Raw genomic sequence first — 14,668 nt, 5'->3', positions numbered from 1 at the left:
AGATGGAATTGCGCAAAAGCTATTTTTCGGACGTCCGCAAGGATGACCTCAACGAGATCGGCCAGCCCAGGCCCCGCTCGGATTCGCCCGGCCATGTCACCGGCAAGACAGCCTATTTCGCCGACCGCAACTTTCCCGGCATGCTGCATCTGAAGATGGTGCGCAGCCCGCACCACCATGCCCGCATCCGGTCCATCGATACGTCCGAAGCGGAAAAACATCCGGGCGTGGTGAAAATTCTCACCGCCAGGGACGTCCCGCACAATGTCTACACCATCCTGATCCTGATCCAGATCGGGCCGGAGGACGAGACGGTTCTGGCCGACGGCAAGGTGCGCTGGAAGGGCGAGGCCGTGGTGGCGGTGCTGGCCGAGACCGAACGCGCCGCACAGGAGGCCGCGGCCAAGGTCAAGGTCGACTACGAGGTGCTGCCGGCCGTCTTCGACATGGAGGAAGCGCTGAAGGCCGGCGCGCCCCTCGTCAACGAGTATCACGGCCAGAACTACTATCTCTATGACAGCGGCGAGTGCCGCAAGGTGCGCTTCGGCGATGTCGAGGCGGGCTTTGCCGAGGCCGACTATGTCCTCGAACAAAGCTACCAGTCCTCGCCGATCGAGCATGCGCCGACCGAGACGACCGGCTGTATCGTGGCACCGGAGGGCAATGACCGCTTCACCTGCTATACCAACACGCAGGCAATGTTCTTCACCCTCGACAACACGTCGATCATTTTGCAGATGCCGGGCAGTAAGCTGCATTTCGTCGGCGGCACGGTCGGCGGTGGTTTCGGCGGCAAGGTCGATGTCATCGTCGAACCGATCGCGATCCTCGGCGCCAAGCTAACAGGGCGACCGGTCTGTTTTACCTACAGCCGCGAGGAGGAGATGCAGATCTCGTCACCTCGCGCGGCCGAAAAGGTCGTCATCAAGGACGGCGTGATGAAGGATGGCCGCATCGTCGCGCGCAAAGTTACCGGCTACACGGACGCCGGCGCCTACTCCCGCCATTCGCCCTATGGCGCCCAGAAGGGCGCGGGGCACTATCCCGGCCCCTACACCATCCCCAATGTCTGGATCGATACGTACTGCGTCTACACCAACCGCACCCCGTCATCGGCCATGCGCGGCTTCGGCGTCACCATCGGCGACTTCGCACTGGAGGTGCAGATGGACAAGCTGGCACGGCTGATCGGCATGGATCCGCTCGAATTCCGTTTCATCAATGCCTATCGCGACGGCGATATGAAGGCGCATCGCCAGCCGACCGAAGGGGCGGCCCTTATCGAGTGCATGCAGGAAGCCTCGCGCGCCGCCAACTGGCCCGTGGCGGAGAAGTTCATGGCGATGTCCTCCTACGCGAAGGGAGCTTGAGATGGCGATCAGGCGGGGACGCGGCGTTGCCGCGATCAATTATCCCACGGGCATGAACCTCGGCGGCGACCCCACCCAGGCGCTGGTGCATTCGACACCGACCGGCAATTTCATGGTGACCCTATCATCGGTCGATCTCGGCCAAGGCATGAAGCAGATCATGGCGCAGATCTGCGCCGAGACGATCGGCGTGCCGACCGACCGCGTCGTCGTCGACACCGCCGATACCGACACCGGCCCGCACTGCATGGGCACTTTCGCCTCGCGCGGCACACACCGCGCCGGCAACGCCGTCATCCAGGCGGCCAAGGAAGCCCGCCAGGTTATGCTCGAAGTGGCGGCGGAGGAACTGGAGGTGAACGCGTCGGACCTCGAGACCGACGGCCAAGGCAACATATTGGTGAAAGGCGCGCCGCAGAAATCGATCTCGATCTTCGACGTCGCGCTGTCGGCGCATTTCAAGCGCGGCCGCTCGATCTCGGGACGCGGCATGTTCCTGATCCCGCGCTCCTATCCGGAGAAGGAGACCGGCGCGATGAAGCCGTCGACCTGCTACGCGCATGCCTGCACGGTGGCCGAGGTCGAGGTCGATGACGAGACCGGCGAGGTGACGGTGCTGACAGTGAAGAACGTGTTCGAGATCGGCCGTGCGCTGAATCCCAAAATGGTCGAGCAGCAGCTGGTCGGCGGCTCCTGGATGGGCATCAGCCACGCGCTCTACGAAACGACCGAGCCCTATTATCCCAACCGTGACCACGGCGGCACCGACTTCAACCAGTATCTGATGCCAGGTCCCGGCGACCTGGCCGAAACCGAGATCATTGTGCTGGAGCGGCCCTCGGCAGATGGTCCTTACGGCGCCAAGGGGCCCGGCGAAATGTGCGCCAATCCACAGATTCCGGCGGTCGCTAATGCCGTCTTCGACGCTGTCGGCGTGCGCATCGACACGTTGCCGATCACGCCGGAACGCATTTTGCGCGCGCTCAAGGCGCAAGCGACGACCTGAGGACCGACATGCCCGAGGTAAACGCCGAAACGATCGCGACCTCGCCAGAAGCGGTCGCCGAGCGCCTCGCTGTCTCGCATTATCTGGCTGATGAAAGCCTGGCGACGGCCATCTTCCTGGCGATCCGGCTGGGCAAGCCGCTGCTGCTCGAAGGCGCTCCCGGCGTCGGCAAGACGGAAGCGGCCAAGGCAATCGCCGAGCTGCTCGGCCGCGATCTGGTGCGGTTGCAATGCTATGAAGGCATAGACGCCGCGCATGCGCTCTATGAGTGGAACTACCAGCGCCAGCTGCTCGCCATCCGCCATGCCGGCGAGCAAGAAGTCGATATCTACGACGACCGCTTTCTGATCGCCCGCCCGCTGCTGCAGGTCCTGAAGGCGCCGGAGCAGCGTATCCTGCTGGTCGACGAGATCGACCGTTCCGACCACGAATTCGAGGCGCTGCTGTTGGAGTTTCTTTCCGACTTCCAGATCAGCATTCCCGAGCGCGGCACCATCCGCGCCACCGCACAGCCGATCGTCATCCTGACCTCCAACCGCACCCGCGAACTCGCCGAAGCTCTCCGGCGGCGTTGCGTCTATCACTGGATTGGCTATCCCGATGCCGAGCGCGAGGCGTCCATCATCATGCTGCGCGCCGGCGATGTCGCACAGGCAACGGCACGCGCCGTGGCCACAGCCGTGCAGACCATCCGCGCGCGTCCACTCGCCAAACCGCCCGGCATCGCCGAGGCGGTCGAATGGGCCAATGCCGCGACCATTCTCGAAAAAGGTGGCAGTCCATGGCCGGAGGCGTTCCGCCGCGCCATCGGCGTGCTGATCAAGGACGAGGAGGATCTGTCCTACATCGCGCCCGAGCTTGGCCGTATCGTGGACGAGGCGCTGGCGTGAGCCGAGACGTCATTCAGCAACGCTGGCGGAACAGCGCCCCCCTCTGTCCTGCCGGGCATCTCCCCCGCGCCGCAACGCCCTTGCTCAGCTTCGCTCGCCTGCTGCGCCGCTACGGCTTCGCTATTGCCCCGGAACAAGTCTCCGGCTTCATGCAGGCCGTGACCCTGCTGGGCCCACGCTCGATGGCGGACATCCGTGAGGCCGCACTCGCCACACTAGGGCCGCCGCCTGACCGCCGGGACGAATTCGAGGCGCATTTCCAGAGCCATTTCTATGGCAACGCGTCAGCCATGGTCGAAGGCGACGCCGACGAGGAAACGCGCATCAAGGATGATGGCGGTGCCGACGACGAACGGATCGAGGCCGAGCAGAGACAGGAAGGCGGCGAGTTGTTTTCGGCCCTGGAGCAGTTGAGCTCGCGCGACTTCAAGCGCGACCACGACCGACTGACCGCCTTTCGCCGAAAGCTGTCATCGGCCCTGCCCGCCCGACGTTCCTTCCGCACCGTGCGCACCCACTCGCGCGGCAAGCTCGACCTGCGCCGCTCGCTCAGGGAAATTGTCGGCGCCGATGGCGATGTCCCCTCGCCGCTGCTGCGTCGCCGCCAGATCGTGCCCCGCAAACTGCTGCTCTTGATCGATGTCTCCGGCTCGATGAAGCTGCACACCGCCGACTATCTCAAGCTGGCGCATGCCGCCGTGCAGGGTGCGGACCGCGCCGAGATCTTCACCTTTGGCACGCGGCTCACCCGTATCACTACCGCATTGCGCATCCGCGACCGCGACCAGGCGCTGGCGCGGGCAGCAAGCCAGGTCGACGATTGGGATGGCGGCACCCGCATGGGGCCAGCACTGCTCGCCTTCCTCTCGGTGCCACGTTTTTCCGCCTTCGCACGCGGAGCGGCAGTTGTCATCCTGTCGGACGCCCTGGAACGCGGCGTTCATGCCGAATTGGGGACGGCAATGCGCAGGCTTAGCGCCCGCGCCTTCCGGCTATCCCTGGCGACCCCGCTGGCCGGCGATCCGCGCTTCCGCCCGGCGACAGCGGCGCTGCGCGCCATCCTGCCCGACCTCGACGACCTGGTCGACGGCTCGTCGCTGGCCGGCCTCACCGATTTCATCCTGTCGCTCGCACGCCCCGCCCCGGCGGCCGCGACCATCTGGAAAAGGGTATCGTGATGCAGAAAGCCATCGACGCGCATTTCCACATCTGGCGCCAGAAGGACCAACCATGGCTGGTCGGCCCGATGGTGCCGCGCATCTTCGGCCCCTACGAACCGATCCGCCGCGACTATCCGATCGGTGAATTTCTGGCCGACCAAAAAGGGTCGGGCGTCGAAAAAGCTGTCTATGTCCAGACCAACTGGGCCAAGGAAGATTTCGAGAACGAGGTCGCTTTCCTGCAGAAGACCGCTGACGAGACCGGCTGGCCGCACGCCATCGTCGGCTATGCCGACATGACGGTGGACGATGTCAGGCCGCAGATCGACCGGTTGATGAAATACAGGCTGCTGCGCGGCGTGCGCATGCAGCTGCACTGGCACGAAACCCCGGCCTTTCGCTTCGCCGCCTCGGCCGATCAGGTGATCGACTCCAAGGTCCGCGCCAACGTCGCACGGCTGAAGGATTATGGCCTGTCCTTCGACCTGCAGCTTTTCCCCGCCCAGATGAAGGATGGGCTGACGCTGGTCGGCGAAAACCCGGAGACGAATTTCATCCTAACCCATGCCGGCATGCTGACCGGCATGGAACCGGAAACCACCGAAACCTGGAAGGCCGGCCTGCGCACGCTGTCGGCCGCGCCCAACCTCTACGCCAAGCTTTCCGGCCTCGGCACCTTCGTTCACCGCAACGACCCGGCGCTGATCGCCTACATCATCGACAATGCGATCGACATTCTGGGCAGCGATCATCTGATGTTCGGCTCGAACTTTCCGATCGAGAAGCTCTGGACCAGCCACGCCGAACTGATGAAGGCGCACCGCCATGCAGCGGAAAAGCATGGCGCGGCGGCCGAAGCCGACATTTTCTGGAACACGGCGGAGCGGGTCTACAGGCCGGTATAGCCCGTATCTTTTCTCCTCACTTCACCTCAAATTGTGGATCGACCGGGATCTGCATCGCCGTCACCAGATGGTTGGTCTGGCCTGCGAGACCGATGATCGACACCAGCTCGCCATGCTGTGCATCGGTCATGCCCTTGGCACGCGCCGCCGCCGTGTGCGAATGGACGCAGTAGGAGCAACCATTGGCGGTCGACACCGCGATGTAGATCATCTCCTTGGTCAGCGGATCGATGGCGCTGTCGGCGACCATCACCGCCTTGAGTTGCTCCCAGACGCGCTTCAGGGCGGCAGGATCATTGGCCAGCCCGCGCCAGAAATTGTTGACAAAATCCGATTTTCGCGTTGCCCTGATGTCGTCGAACACCGCCTTCACCGCCGGGATTTTCTCCACCTCGGCATCGCTCAGGAGTTTTGTCGTGGCCATGGTGTTTCCTTTCGTTTGAATCGTGGCGTGAATTGAATCGGGTAAAGAGCAAATGCAGCTAATTACTTCGGATGATTCAGTTTCCGATGTAACGTAGAACCTTGGCGTGTGGCCTACGACTTCGTCATTCTAGGGCGAAGCAGGAGCGAAGCTCCGCCGCGGTGACCCTAGGATGACGAATGGAGCAGCATCCCAGCTAGTTGTCGAAGTCCGCACTGGCCATAAACCTAATGCACCGCCGCATACATGATCTTCTCCTCCGTCGCCTCCGCCGGCGAAAACTCCTCGACGATGCGGCCTTGGCGGCAGACCAGGATCCGGTCGGACAGGTTCAGGATTTCCGGCAGGTAAGACGAGATGACCACGACGGCGAGCCCCTCGTCGGCCAGCCGGTTGATGATCTGGTGGATCTCGGCGATGGCGCCGACATCGACGCCGCGCGTCGGCTCGTCGAAGATGACGACGCGCGGCTTCTGCACCAACCCCTTGCCGATCACCACCTTCTGCTGGTTGCCGCCCGAAAGCTCGACCACGCGCGCATTGTCGTTGATCGCCCTGATGTTCAGCGTCTTGGTCCATTCTGCGGAGAGCGCGCGCATCTCCTGCTGATTGATCACCCAGCCTTTTTCGCGGCCGGCCGCCAGCAGCCCGCCGAACAGGTTCTCGGCAATGCCCATCGTCTCGAAAATGCCTTCGCTCTTGCGGTCCTCCGTGACGTAGACGATGCCGTCCGCCACCGCTTCGCTCGGGACGAGGTAGCGCACCGGCCTGTCGTCCAGCTCGATCGCCCCTCCGCGCAGGAAATCGCGTTTGTAGATCCCTGACACGATTTTGAACGTCTCGGTGCGGCCGGAGCCGATCAGCCCGAACACGCCGGTGATCTGGCCTTCGAAGATCGAGAACGAATTGTTGCGCACGACATTGCTCATTGAGATGTCCTGCACCGACAGAACTTTCTTGCCCGCCTTGCGCAGCTTGGCCTCGTCGCGCTGGCGATAGATCTGCCCCGATAGCGTGCGCCCGACCATGGCGGCAACGATCCGGTCGCGATCGAAGGCCGACGTATCGTCGGTGATGACCAACTCGCCATCGCGCAGGATGGTGATGCGGTCGGCAATCAGCAGTGCCTCTTCCAGCGCATGGCTGATGAAGACGATGGAGACGCCGCGCGCCTGGAGCCGCCGGATCAGCGCGAAGAAGTGCCGCTTCTCCTCCGGCGTCAACGTCGCGGTCGGCTCGTCGAAGATGATGATCTCGGCATTGTGGTGCACGGCGCGCGCGATCTCGACCATCTGGCGCTTGGCCGCGCCAAGCGTCGCCACCATCGCGTTCGGGTCGACCGGAAAATTCAGCGACTGCAGGAACTGCTGCGCCGAAATGTAGGTGCCGCGCAGCCGGTTGAGGAATTTCTCGGTGCCGAGATAGAGGTTCTGCGCCACCGTCATCGACGGCACCAGGCTGGTCTCCTGGAACACCATTGCGATGCCCGCCTCGAGCGCCGCATGCGGAGAGGCGTAAGCGATCTCGCGTCCCTTGTGGAACATCTTGCCCGAACTGGCGTCGACCACTCCGGCGATGATCTTGGTCAGCGTCGATTTCCCCGCGCCGTTTTCGCCGAGCAGCGCATGGATCTCGCCCTTGCGCAATTCGAAGCTGACTTGTCTGACCGCGGGCACGCCGCGATAATTTTTGGTGACGTTCTCCAGGCGCACGATCGGTTCCATCAAAAGCCTCCCGAAGCGACAGCCAACATGCAGTCGCCGCCCTTCGAGGCGACGAACAGTTCGCCATCTTTTTCAACCACGCTGCAAATGCCGTGACGTATGCCGCTGGCGCGGCTGTGCAGGCTGAACCGAGGCTGCATGTTCTGGTCGAGCCTGACCACCAGACCGTAGGAGCGGCTCGGCGACCAGGGCTTGTGGATGCCCATGGTGCGGATGCCGCCGCATTGCAGCGGTTCGAGGAAGCTGCGGCTTGAGGCCAGCGCCGGTGCGATCCAGTAGGCCGGCGGCACCTGCTCGATCATGTCCTGACGGTAATGCGTCTCCTGCAGCACGAATTCGATCAGCCGGTTGCGCGGCGCAAACAGGGTCAGCCAGGCGCCGCCATCGGCGGATGGCGACAGCCGCGCGGGATGGCCGGGGAGATGCGTCAGAACCGTCGAGCGGCTGCCGCTTGCCCCATGGAAGCGGATGAGCTGATGGCGCCAGCTCTCGCTGACCAGGACATCCCCACGGACGGGATGGAGCCCATACGGAAAGGCGATGGCGCCGGCCAGCTTGCGGAAGTCCCCGCCTGCCGCATCCTGCTTCCAAAGCGATCCGGACGCACCTTTCCTCATCAGGTCGGCCGCCCATTGTGATGGTGCGAATTCGGCCGAACCATTGGCCAGCCACAGCGCGCCGTCATCGGCATAGGCGAGCGCGGTGATGCAGCTGACACCGGCCGGCAGCGAAACATCCCTGCCGCCGACCAGCAGCTTGCCGCTTTCCAATCCGACCGTCAGCTCGCCCGATGGCGAGAGCGCCAGCGCGGAAACGGTGGACGAAAAGGTCTCGACCAGCTTAGGCGCGGTTCCGGCAGCGATCGAATAGACGGCGTTGCCGCTGGAAACGAGCAGCTTGTCGCCAGCCACCAGCAGATTGTCCGGCTCGGTCAGTTCGGCAAACGCCGGCGCATCGTCAAGCTGGGTGTTGGGTCGGAAAGCGCCATCCAGCGGCGGGATCGTCACCGCCTTGCCGCGAAATAAATCCAGGATGGGATCGAGGATCATTACTTTGCTCCCCAATAGGAAGCCGGGCTGGTCCAATTCGGGTCGGCGCCAGCAATCTTGTAGCGGCCGATGCGGTTGTTGAGGATGCCGCCGACGAAAAGATATCCCTTATGCTCGCGCATTGAGGTTACCATCGGATGCGCGCCGCCCGAGAGGTCGCCCATCGCTTCGACGATGTCGCCCTCCTCCGTGAATTTCACCACGCCCCCGGTGTTGATGTTGGGGAACAGCCACTCGTCCTGCGGCAGCCGGCGGGTCATGCGCTTGCGCATGTCGGGATGGCGCAGCGACAGGTCGAAGCTCGGCGTGCGCATGCCGAGCCACGCCATCCAGTAGTTGCCGTCGGAAGCGCGGTTGATGTTATCAGGATAGCCCGGCATGTCGCGGATAACGCATTCGGCGGTGCCGGCCTTCGGCCCTTCCAGCCAGTAGCGATGCACACGGCAGGCCCAGCTCTCGGCGAAGAACAGCGACTTGCCGTCATGCGCCATGCACACGCCGTTGGTGTAGCGGTAGCCGTCGAGCAGCGTCCTGGTCGATCCGTCCTTCGGGTCGTAGACCAGCAGGCGGCCGGTGGCGCGATTCTCGATCGAATCCAGCGCCCAGTCATGCGCGTCGTAGCGCTTGGTCGAGTCGGTGAAATAGATGCGGCCGTCCGGCGCTATGTCGCAGTCGTTGGGATCGCGCAGCCGTGCGTCGTCGACAACCGATGTCCAGGAGCGCGCAGTCTCCGCCGACAGCCGTTTCACCTCGCGATCGGGCGAGACGGAATAGAGCCCCATGGCGCCGACACAACTGATCAGATTGCCTGATTTGTCGAAGGCAAGGCCAAGCGGAAAGCCGCCGATATGAGCGAACACTTCCGACTTCACATAGTCCGGCGCGAAGAAGCGGACGATCTCGCCATGGCGAGTGCCGCAATAGAGGTGGTCGTCACGGTCGAGAATGACATCTTCCGGTCCTTCCAGTTCGCCGAGCCCGATATGGTCTGCACCCGACAGCCGATTGTCGAGTTCGTAGGATGTGCCGGAGCCGGGCGCCGCCGACTGCGTCTCGCCCATCCTGAGATAGACCGGCGCGACATAGATCTCGTTCAGCACCTTGTGGCGATTCTTCAACCAGCGGATGTCGATCGTCACCGCCACCGCCAGCATGATGCCCAGCACCATCTGGTTAGTGCCGGTGCCGTAGCCCAGTCGGATCAGGCCATTGGTCATGGTCAAAACGATGATCGCGCCCATCAGTCCCTTGATCACCGAGCCGCGCCCGCCGCCCAGGCTGACGCCGCCGACCACCGCCGCGGTCAGCGCCATGATCTCGAGGTTGAGGCCGGTGCCCGGCCCTGCGCCGCTCAGCCGGCAGGCGATGAGAAAGCCGCCGATCGAGGCGCAGAAGCCGGAAAAGACATAGGTCATGAACACCGTGCGGCGCACGCGAATGCCGGCATTGTGGGCCGACCGCCTGGAGCCGCCGACCGCCAGCACATGCCAGCCGGGCCGCGAGCGCGTCAGCGCAATATGAGTGACGATGGCGAGGATAATGGCCAGCCACACCGAGACCGACAGGCCCCAGAAGGTGCCGTCGCCGATGAAGTCGAGCACATCGGACGTGGCCTGGGAAAGCTGCACGTCCGCGGCATAGGTAGTGACGAGAATGTCGAACAGCGCCCGCCCGAAGATGAAGGTGACCAGCGTGGTGAGGAAGGCGCGCAGCCTGAGATAACCGACGAGATAGCCGTTGACGGCGCCGAAGACGAGGCCGGCGGCGAGCGAAGCGGCCAGCGCCAGCCAGATCGACTGTTCGAGGATGAAGAAGACATAGACGGCGGAAAAGCAGGACAGCGCAAAGATCGAGCCGACCGACAGGTCGATGCCGCCGCCCAGCATCACCACCGTCATGCCGGTGACGACCATCGAGAATTCGCCGAGCTGGCGGGTCGATTCCTGCAGCGAGGTCAGTTTGAAGAAGCCCGGAATGATCGAACCGAACACGCTGAGTGTCGCCACCAGCGCCAGGAAGGGAATGGCGTTGTCGGTCCAGCGCTTGGTCAGGATTTCGCCGACCAGATGGTCAGGAACGAGATTGTAGCGCCAGGACTGGAGGCGTTCGCGAAAGGACATCGGCTCACTGCTGCCGCGAGAGAAAAAGCAAAAGGAAAGAGAAAGAGGTGGCCGGACGGTCCGGCCACCCCACAGCTATCGGTTTCACGAGAACCGGTTACTTCGCCGCCGCTTCGGCCTGGAGCGCCTTCAGGTCCCAGCAGCTGTCGGGCTTGAGGTCGGCCTTGGTCGTCGCCTTCTCCAGCGTGTAGATGTAGGTGTGCGACGTGCCGGCCGGCTGGCCGCTCTGCAGCAGGAACTTTATGATGGCGTTCATGTCCCCCGACTGCCGGGCAAGGTCGGTCATGACAACCGCGCCATAGGTGCCGTCCTGCAGCTTGTCGCAGTCGGCCGCCTTTTCGCCGCCGCCAGTGGTGACGAGAAAAACCTTCCCGTCGAGCTTGGCGTCGCGGATCGCAGCGGACGCGCCGGTGGCGTCGCCGTCCCAGAAGTCGATGATGGAGCAGATGTCGGGATGCTGCTGCAGCATCGTTGTGGTCACATTGCGCGAGGTGGTGGCGTCCCAGTTGGAGTCCGGCTTGGCGACGACCTGGAAGTCGGGATGCTTCTCCAGCACCTTCATGATGCCGGCGTACTGGTAGAGGCTGGAGGAGTTCGCCTGGTCGCCCTGCACCAGCCCGATCTTTTTGGACGAGTTCTCGCCGCAGCCCTTGATCGCGGCTTCCGCCTCGAGTTGGCCGAGCCGGTCCCAATCGCTGCCGACAAAGGCATCGGCCGGGAAATTGGCGGGATTGTCGACCAGGATCACATAGGTGCCGGCTGCCTGCGCCTTCTTCATCAGCTTGGAGTAGGAGTTGAGATCCGGGGCGTGGATGATCAGCACATCAGGCCTGGTGTCTGACGAGATGGCGTCGGTAATCGCCTGCGCGCCGGCGTCGACCACCCAGTTGGGATCGCGCGTCTCGAAAGTGCCGCCCCACGCCTCGACTTCCTTTTTCAGGTAATGCGCCCAGCCCTGCGCCAGATCGAAGCCCATCGCCAGCGGCACCAGCATGACACGCTTGCCTTTCAGCGCCTGTGCATAGGCGGCAGGTCCCGGATCGTCGGCAGCGAAGCTCGGCGCCGCGAAGGCGGTGACCGCAAGCGCTGTCGCCGCGGCCATCAATGTTCTGATCAGTTTCATGTCACATCCTCTGGTTGGTCATGGTTATCTGCGGCCGGCCCCAAACCGTCCGCTTTGGTTTAGTCTTCCTGTTTGAGCATGATCTTTTCCGAAAACCGGTTCCCACTTTTCGGGATCATGCTCTAGATGTCGCCCTGCTGCGCCGTCTGTTCGTCACGCGGATTGATGATGCCGTCGACGATGATGGCGCCGAGCAGGATCGCCGCCTTGATCAGGTTCTGGTAAAGCAGCGGAATGTCGATGATGGTCATGGCGTTCAAGAGAATGCCGATCAGCGCTGCACCGACCAGCACGTTTCGCACCCCGCCTCGCCCGCCCGAAAGCCCGATGCCGCCGATCACCGCCACCAGCACGATGTCGTAGAGCAGCGTCGAGTTGACGACGCGGGTGTTGATCGAATGCAGGCTGGCCGCCGTCAGCAGGCCGGCAATCAGCGCGACGCAGGCGGAAAGCACATAGCGCAGCACCAGCATCGGCCGCACCGGAATGCCGATGTTGCGGGCCGCTACCGGATTGTCGCCGGCGAAATAGATGTAACGGCCCCATTTGGTGTAGCGCAGGAACAGGAAGAACAGGAAAGCGAGTGCGGCGAAGACGAACACCTCGATGGGAATGTCGAGGAAGCGCATGCCGCCGAGCAGTTCCACCCAATGGCCCTGCGGCACCGGAACGGCATCCTGCGTGATCAGTTGCGAGCGCACATAGCCGAAGACGAAGGAGCCGGTCGCCAGCGTCACGAAGATCGCCGGGACGTCGGCATAGGCAACAAGAAAACCATTGAGCAGGCCGATTGCGAGCACGCCGGCCAGCACATAGGCGAAGGCGAGCCCGTCAGGCGTTCCTGAATTCATCAACTGCAGATACCAGGCGACCGACATCGCCATGATCGCCACCGCCGACAGGTCGATGCCGCGGCCGATGATCACGACCGCCATGCCCAACGCCAATATGCCCAGTACCGAGACCGAACGAACGATGGCAACGAGATTGTTCGGAGCGATGAAGCCCGGCAGGCCTATGGCCGCGGCAATGAACAGCATCACCGCTATGGCAAAGACAATGCCTTCCTGGTTCAGGCTCTTGAAACTCGGCCGACCCATCGCGTTCATTGTCTGTCTTCACCCCGGCGGCAGCGCTGCCGCCCCTGGGAAAGAAAGCTAATCGGCTCAACGTCGGTTCGTCAAATGAATCCGCGTTCAAAACACGGACTGCCGACGAGACTCGCGATGTGGACGCATTGATTGCTGAAGCTGGCGCAATGCCCGGAAACTCCAGCACTTTTGGCAATTGTTTGCGCCATCCCCTGCGTCTTGCGCAAGCACAACACCAAGGCGCAAGGCGAAGATGGAATTTAACCCTGCGGTGGATGGGAAAATTCGATTTCAGTTCCCGGCCATGTGGCCGGAAACCTCGGCGCCGGCGGTCCTCGGCAACACCAGGAAACGGAACGACGCCACCAGCCCGATGACGCCGATCACCAGGAAGGTGACTCGAAAATCGACGAGGTCCAGGGCCGGTTGGGCCCTGGCGATCTGCGACAGGTTGAGGATCGCCGCCGCTATCGCCACACCGAACAGCATTGCCACCTGCTGCAGCATCGAGGACAGCGTCGCCGCCGAGCTGCGCTGCGCCGCGGCGATATCGGCGAAGGCCAGAGTGTTCAGCGCCGTGAACTGCATGGAACGCGACAGGCCGGCGATCAGCATCAGCCCCGCCACGAGCGCCTGCGGCGTCTGCGGCGAGATCGCCGCGCAGGCCATGATCGATGCGGATGCAATGACGCCGTTGACGACCATCACCGAACGAAAGCCGAAGTGGCGCAGCATCGGCGTCGTCACCGTCTTCATCCCGAGATTGCCGAGGAAATAGGCCAGGATCATCATGCCGGCATCGACCGGGCTCATGCCAAAGCCGACCTGGAACAAAAGCGGCAGCAGGAACGGCGTGGCGTTGATCGCGACGCGGAATATGGTGCCGGCCGCAAGTGTCGAGATGGCGAAGGTCAGCACCTTGAACGAGGACAGGTCGAGCAGCGGATGGGGCGCGCGCCGGAGATGCCGCACCGCCAACCAGCCGATGACGATCCCTGCCGCGACCAGCAGCACCGTCGGCAGCACGCCGTCGTCGGGATGCGCGATACGCTCGAGGCCGCAGAGAAGGCAAGCAAGTCCCGCCGATGTCAGAAAGAAACCCGGCCAGTCGAGTGGCTTGGGATCGGCTTCACGGTCACCGGGGATGAAGCGGGCGACCAGCGCCAGCCCGATCAGCCCAAGCGGGATGTTGATGAAGAAATTCCAGTGCCAGGAGAGATAGGTGGTGATGAAACCGCCAAGCACCGGACCAACGACAGGCGCGAACAGCGCCGGCCAGGTGATGAGCGCGGTTGCGTTGAGCAGTTCCGATTTTGACGCGTTGCGCAGCACCAGGATGCGGCCGATCGGCGTCATCAATGCGCTGCCCAGCCCTTGCGCGGCGCGCGCCGCGACGAACTCGGTGAGATTCTCGGAGAAGCCGCAGGCGAGCGAAGCCAGCGTGAACAGTGCGATCGCCACCAGGAAGATGTTGCGCGCGCCGAACCGGTCGGCGAGCCAGCCCGACAGCGGCACGAACACCGCCATGGTCAGCATATAGATGGTGATGCCGATGCTCATCGCCACCGCCGGCACGCCGAAGGAGGCACCCATCTGCGGCAGCGACGTCGAGATGATCGTCGAATCCAAGAGCTGCATGAAGAAGGCAATGGCGACGATCAGCGCCACACGCCGCGAATTGCTGGCTGGGTCGGCTAAAACTTCAGTCTCGGGGATGGCAGTCATGACGGACCGCTTTGAACAGCATTTGGCCGGCGACGTCCAGGCAAGGGCCAACAAACTTTCGTGTCGCGGCGTGGCCTGTTA

The 14,668-nt window shown here is 63.3% G+C and carries 12 protein-coding genes; 5 read left to right on the top strand and 7 right to left on the bottom strand.

Going from position 1 to position 14,668, the window contains the following annotated elements:
- Positions 1-2: 2 nt before the first annotated feature.
- The 5 genes from LB533_RS29935 to LB533_RS25515 all read left to right on the top strand — a co-directional run bounded on the left by LB533_RS29935 (position 3) and on the right by LB533_RS25515 (position 5,331).
- Positions 3-1,370 (top strand): xanthine dehydrogenase family protein molybdopterin-binding subunit, encoded by a 1,368-nt coding sequence (locus LB533_RS29935; protein ID WP_140644308.1) that lies wholly within the window; start codon positions 3-5, stop codon positions 1,368-1,370.
- Between the two features lies 1 nt (position 1,371).
- Positions 1,372-2,376 carry a xanthine dehydrogenase family protein molybdopterin-binding subunit gene (locus tag LB533_RS29930; RefSeq protein ID WP_140553823.1) on the top strand — a complete coding sequence of 335 codons (1,005 nt, stop codon included), beginning with the start codon at positions 1,372-1,374 and terminating at the stop codon, positions 2,374-2,376.
- A gap of 8 nt (positions 2,377-2,384) precedes the next feature.
- Positions 2,385-3,266 carry an AAA family ATPase gene (locus LB533_RS25525; RefSeq protein WP_140644310.1) on the top strand — a complete coding sequence of 294 codons (882 nt, stop codon included), beginning with the start codon at positions 2,385-2,387 and terminating at the stop codon, positions 3,264-3,266.
- A 101-nt stretch (positions 3,267-3,367) separates the two neighbouring features.
- Entirely contained in the window at positions 3,368-4,444 is a 1,077-nt protein-coding gene (locus tag LB533_RS25520; protein WP_224678460.1) for a vWA domain-containing protein, read from the top strand.
- Positions 4,444-5,331, top strand: a complete 888-nt coding sequence (locus LB533_RS25515; RefSeq protein ID WP_181169619.1) for an amidohydrolase family protein — start codon at positions 4,444-4,446, stop codon at positions 5,329-5,331. Before LB533_RS25520 ends, LB533_RS25515 begins: the two co-directional genes overlap by 1 nt.
- A 16-nt stretch (positions 5,332-5,347) precedes the next feature.
- Here the strand turns inward: LB533_RS25515 and LB533_RS25510 are convergent, their stop codons facing one another.
- The 7 genes from LB533_RS25510 to LB533_RS25480 form a co-directional block, all read right to left on the bottom strand.
- Positions 5,348-5,755, bottom strand: coding sequence for a carboxymuconolactone decarboxylase family protein (locus LB533_RS25510; protein WP_095770195.1), 408 nt, complete (start codon positions 5,753-5,755; stop codon positions 5,348-5,350).
- A gap of 227 nt (positions 5,756-5,982) precedes the next feature.
- Positions 5,983-7,479: a sugar ABC transporter ATP-binding protein gene (locus tag LB533_RS25505; protein WP_140644314.1), complete on the bottom strand. Its 1,497-nt coding sequence runs from the start codon at positions 7,477-7,479 to the stop codon at positions 5,983-5,985.
- On the bottom strand, positions 7,479-8,528 hold the full coding sequence (locus tag LB533_RS25500; RefSeq protein WP_140644316.1) for a hypothetical protein: 1,050 nt from the start codon (positions 8,526-8,528) through the stop codon (positions 7,479-7,481). Before LB533_RS25500 ends, LB533_RS25505 begins: the two co-directional genes overlap by 1 nt.
- Positions 8,528-10,648 carry an ABC transporter permease gene (locus tag LB533_RS25495; protein WP_224678453.1) on the bottom strand — a complete coding sequence of 707 codons (2,121 nt, stop codon included), beginning with the start codon at positions 10,646-10,648 and terminating at the stop codon, positions 8,528-8,530. Before LB533_RS25495 ends, LB533_RS25500 begins: the two co-directional genes overlap by 1 nt.
- Positions 10,649-10,745: 97 nt before the next feature.
- Positions 10,746-11,771: a sugar ABC transporter substrate-binding protein gene (locus LB533_RS25490; protein ID WP_140644320.1), complete on the bottom strand. Its 1,026-nt coding sequence runs from the start codon at positions 11,769-11,771 to the stop codon at positions 10,746-10,748.
- A gap of 122 nt (positions 11,772-11,893) precedes the next feature.
- Positions 11,894-12,880, bottom strand: a complete 987-nt coding sequence (locus LB533_RS25485) for an ABC transporter permease (RefSeq protein ID WP_140644322.1) — start codon at positions 12,878-12,880, stop codon at positions 11,894-11,896.
- 273 nt (positions 12,881-13,153) lie between these two features.
- Complete coding sequence (locus tag LB533_RS25480) at positions 13,154-14,587, bottom strand: DHA2 family efflux MFS transporter permease subunit (protein WP_140644324.1); 1,434 nt, start codon at positions 14,585-14,587, stop codon at positions 13,154-13,156.
- Between the last annotated feature and the right edge of the window lie 81 nt (positions 14,588-14,668).

It is taken from the genome of Mesorhizobium sp. BR1-1-13 (assembly GCF_020165515.1).
Lineage (GTDB): Bacteria > Pseudomonadota > Alphaproteobacteria > Rhizobiales > Rhizobiaceae > Mesorhizobium.
This window is presented reverse-complemented; position numbering and strand designations above follow the sequence as displayed.

Bases quoted from the DNA above. Each gene is read 5' to 3' on its own strand.
- LB533_RS29935 (WP_140644308.1), top strand. From the start codon at position 3: ATGGAATTGCGCAAAAGCTATTTTTCGGACGTCCGCAAGGATGACCTC.
- LB533_RS29930 (WP_140553823.1), top strand. From the start codon at position 1,372: ATGGCGATCAGGCGGGGACGCGGCGTTGCCGCGATCAATTATCCCACG.
- LB533_RS25525 (WP_140644310.1), top strand. From the start codon at position 2,385: ATGCCCGAGGTAAACGCCGAAACGATCGCGACCTCGCCAGAAGCGGTC.
- LB533_RS25515 (WP_181169619.1), top strand. From the start codon at position 4,444: ATGCAGAAAGCCATCGACGCGCATTTCCACATCTGGCGCCAGAAGGAC.
- LB533_RS25510 (WP_095770195.1), bottom strand. From the start codon at position 5,755: ATGGCCACGACAAAACTCCTGAGCGATGCCGAGGTGGAGAAAATCCCG.
- LB533_RS25505 (WP_140644314.1), bottom strand. From the start codon at position 7,479: ATGGAACCGATCGTGCGCCTGGAGAACGTCACCAAAAATTATCGCGGC.
- LB533_RS25500 (WP_140644316.1), bottom strand. From the start codon at position 8,528: ATGATCCTCGATCCCATCCTGGATTTATTTCGCGGCAAGGCGGTGACG.
- LB533_RS25495 (WP_224678453.1), bottom strand. From the start codon at position 10,648: ATGTCCTTTCGCGAACGCCTCCAGTCCTGGCGCTACAATCTCGTTCCT.
- LB533_RS25490 (WP_140644320.1), bottom strand. From the start codon at position 11,771: ATGAAACTGATCAGAACATTGATGGCCGCGGCGACAGCGCTTGCGGTC.
- LB533_RS25485 (WP_140644322.1), bottom strand. From the start codon at position 12,880: ATGAACGCGATGGGTCGGCCGAGTTTCAAGAGCCTGAACCAGGAAGGC.
- LB533_RS25480 (WP_140644324.1), bottom strand. From the start codon at position 14,587: ATGACTGCCATCCCCGAGACTGAAGTTTTAGCCGACCCAGCCAGCAAT.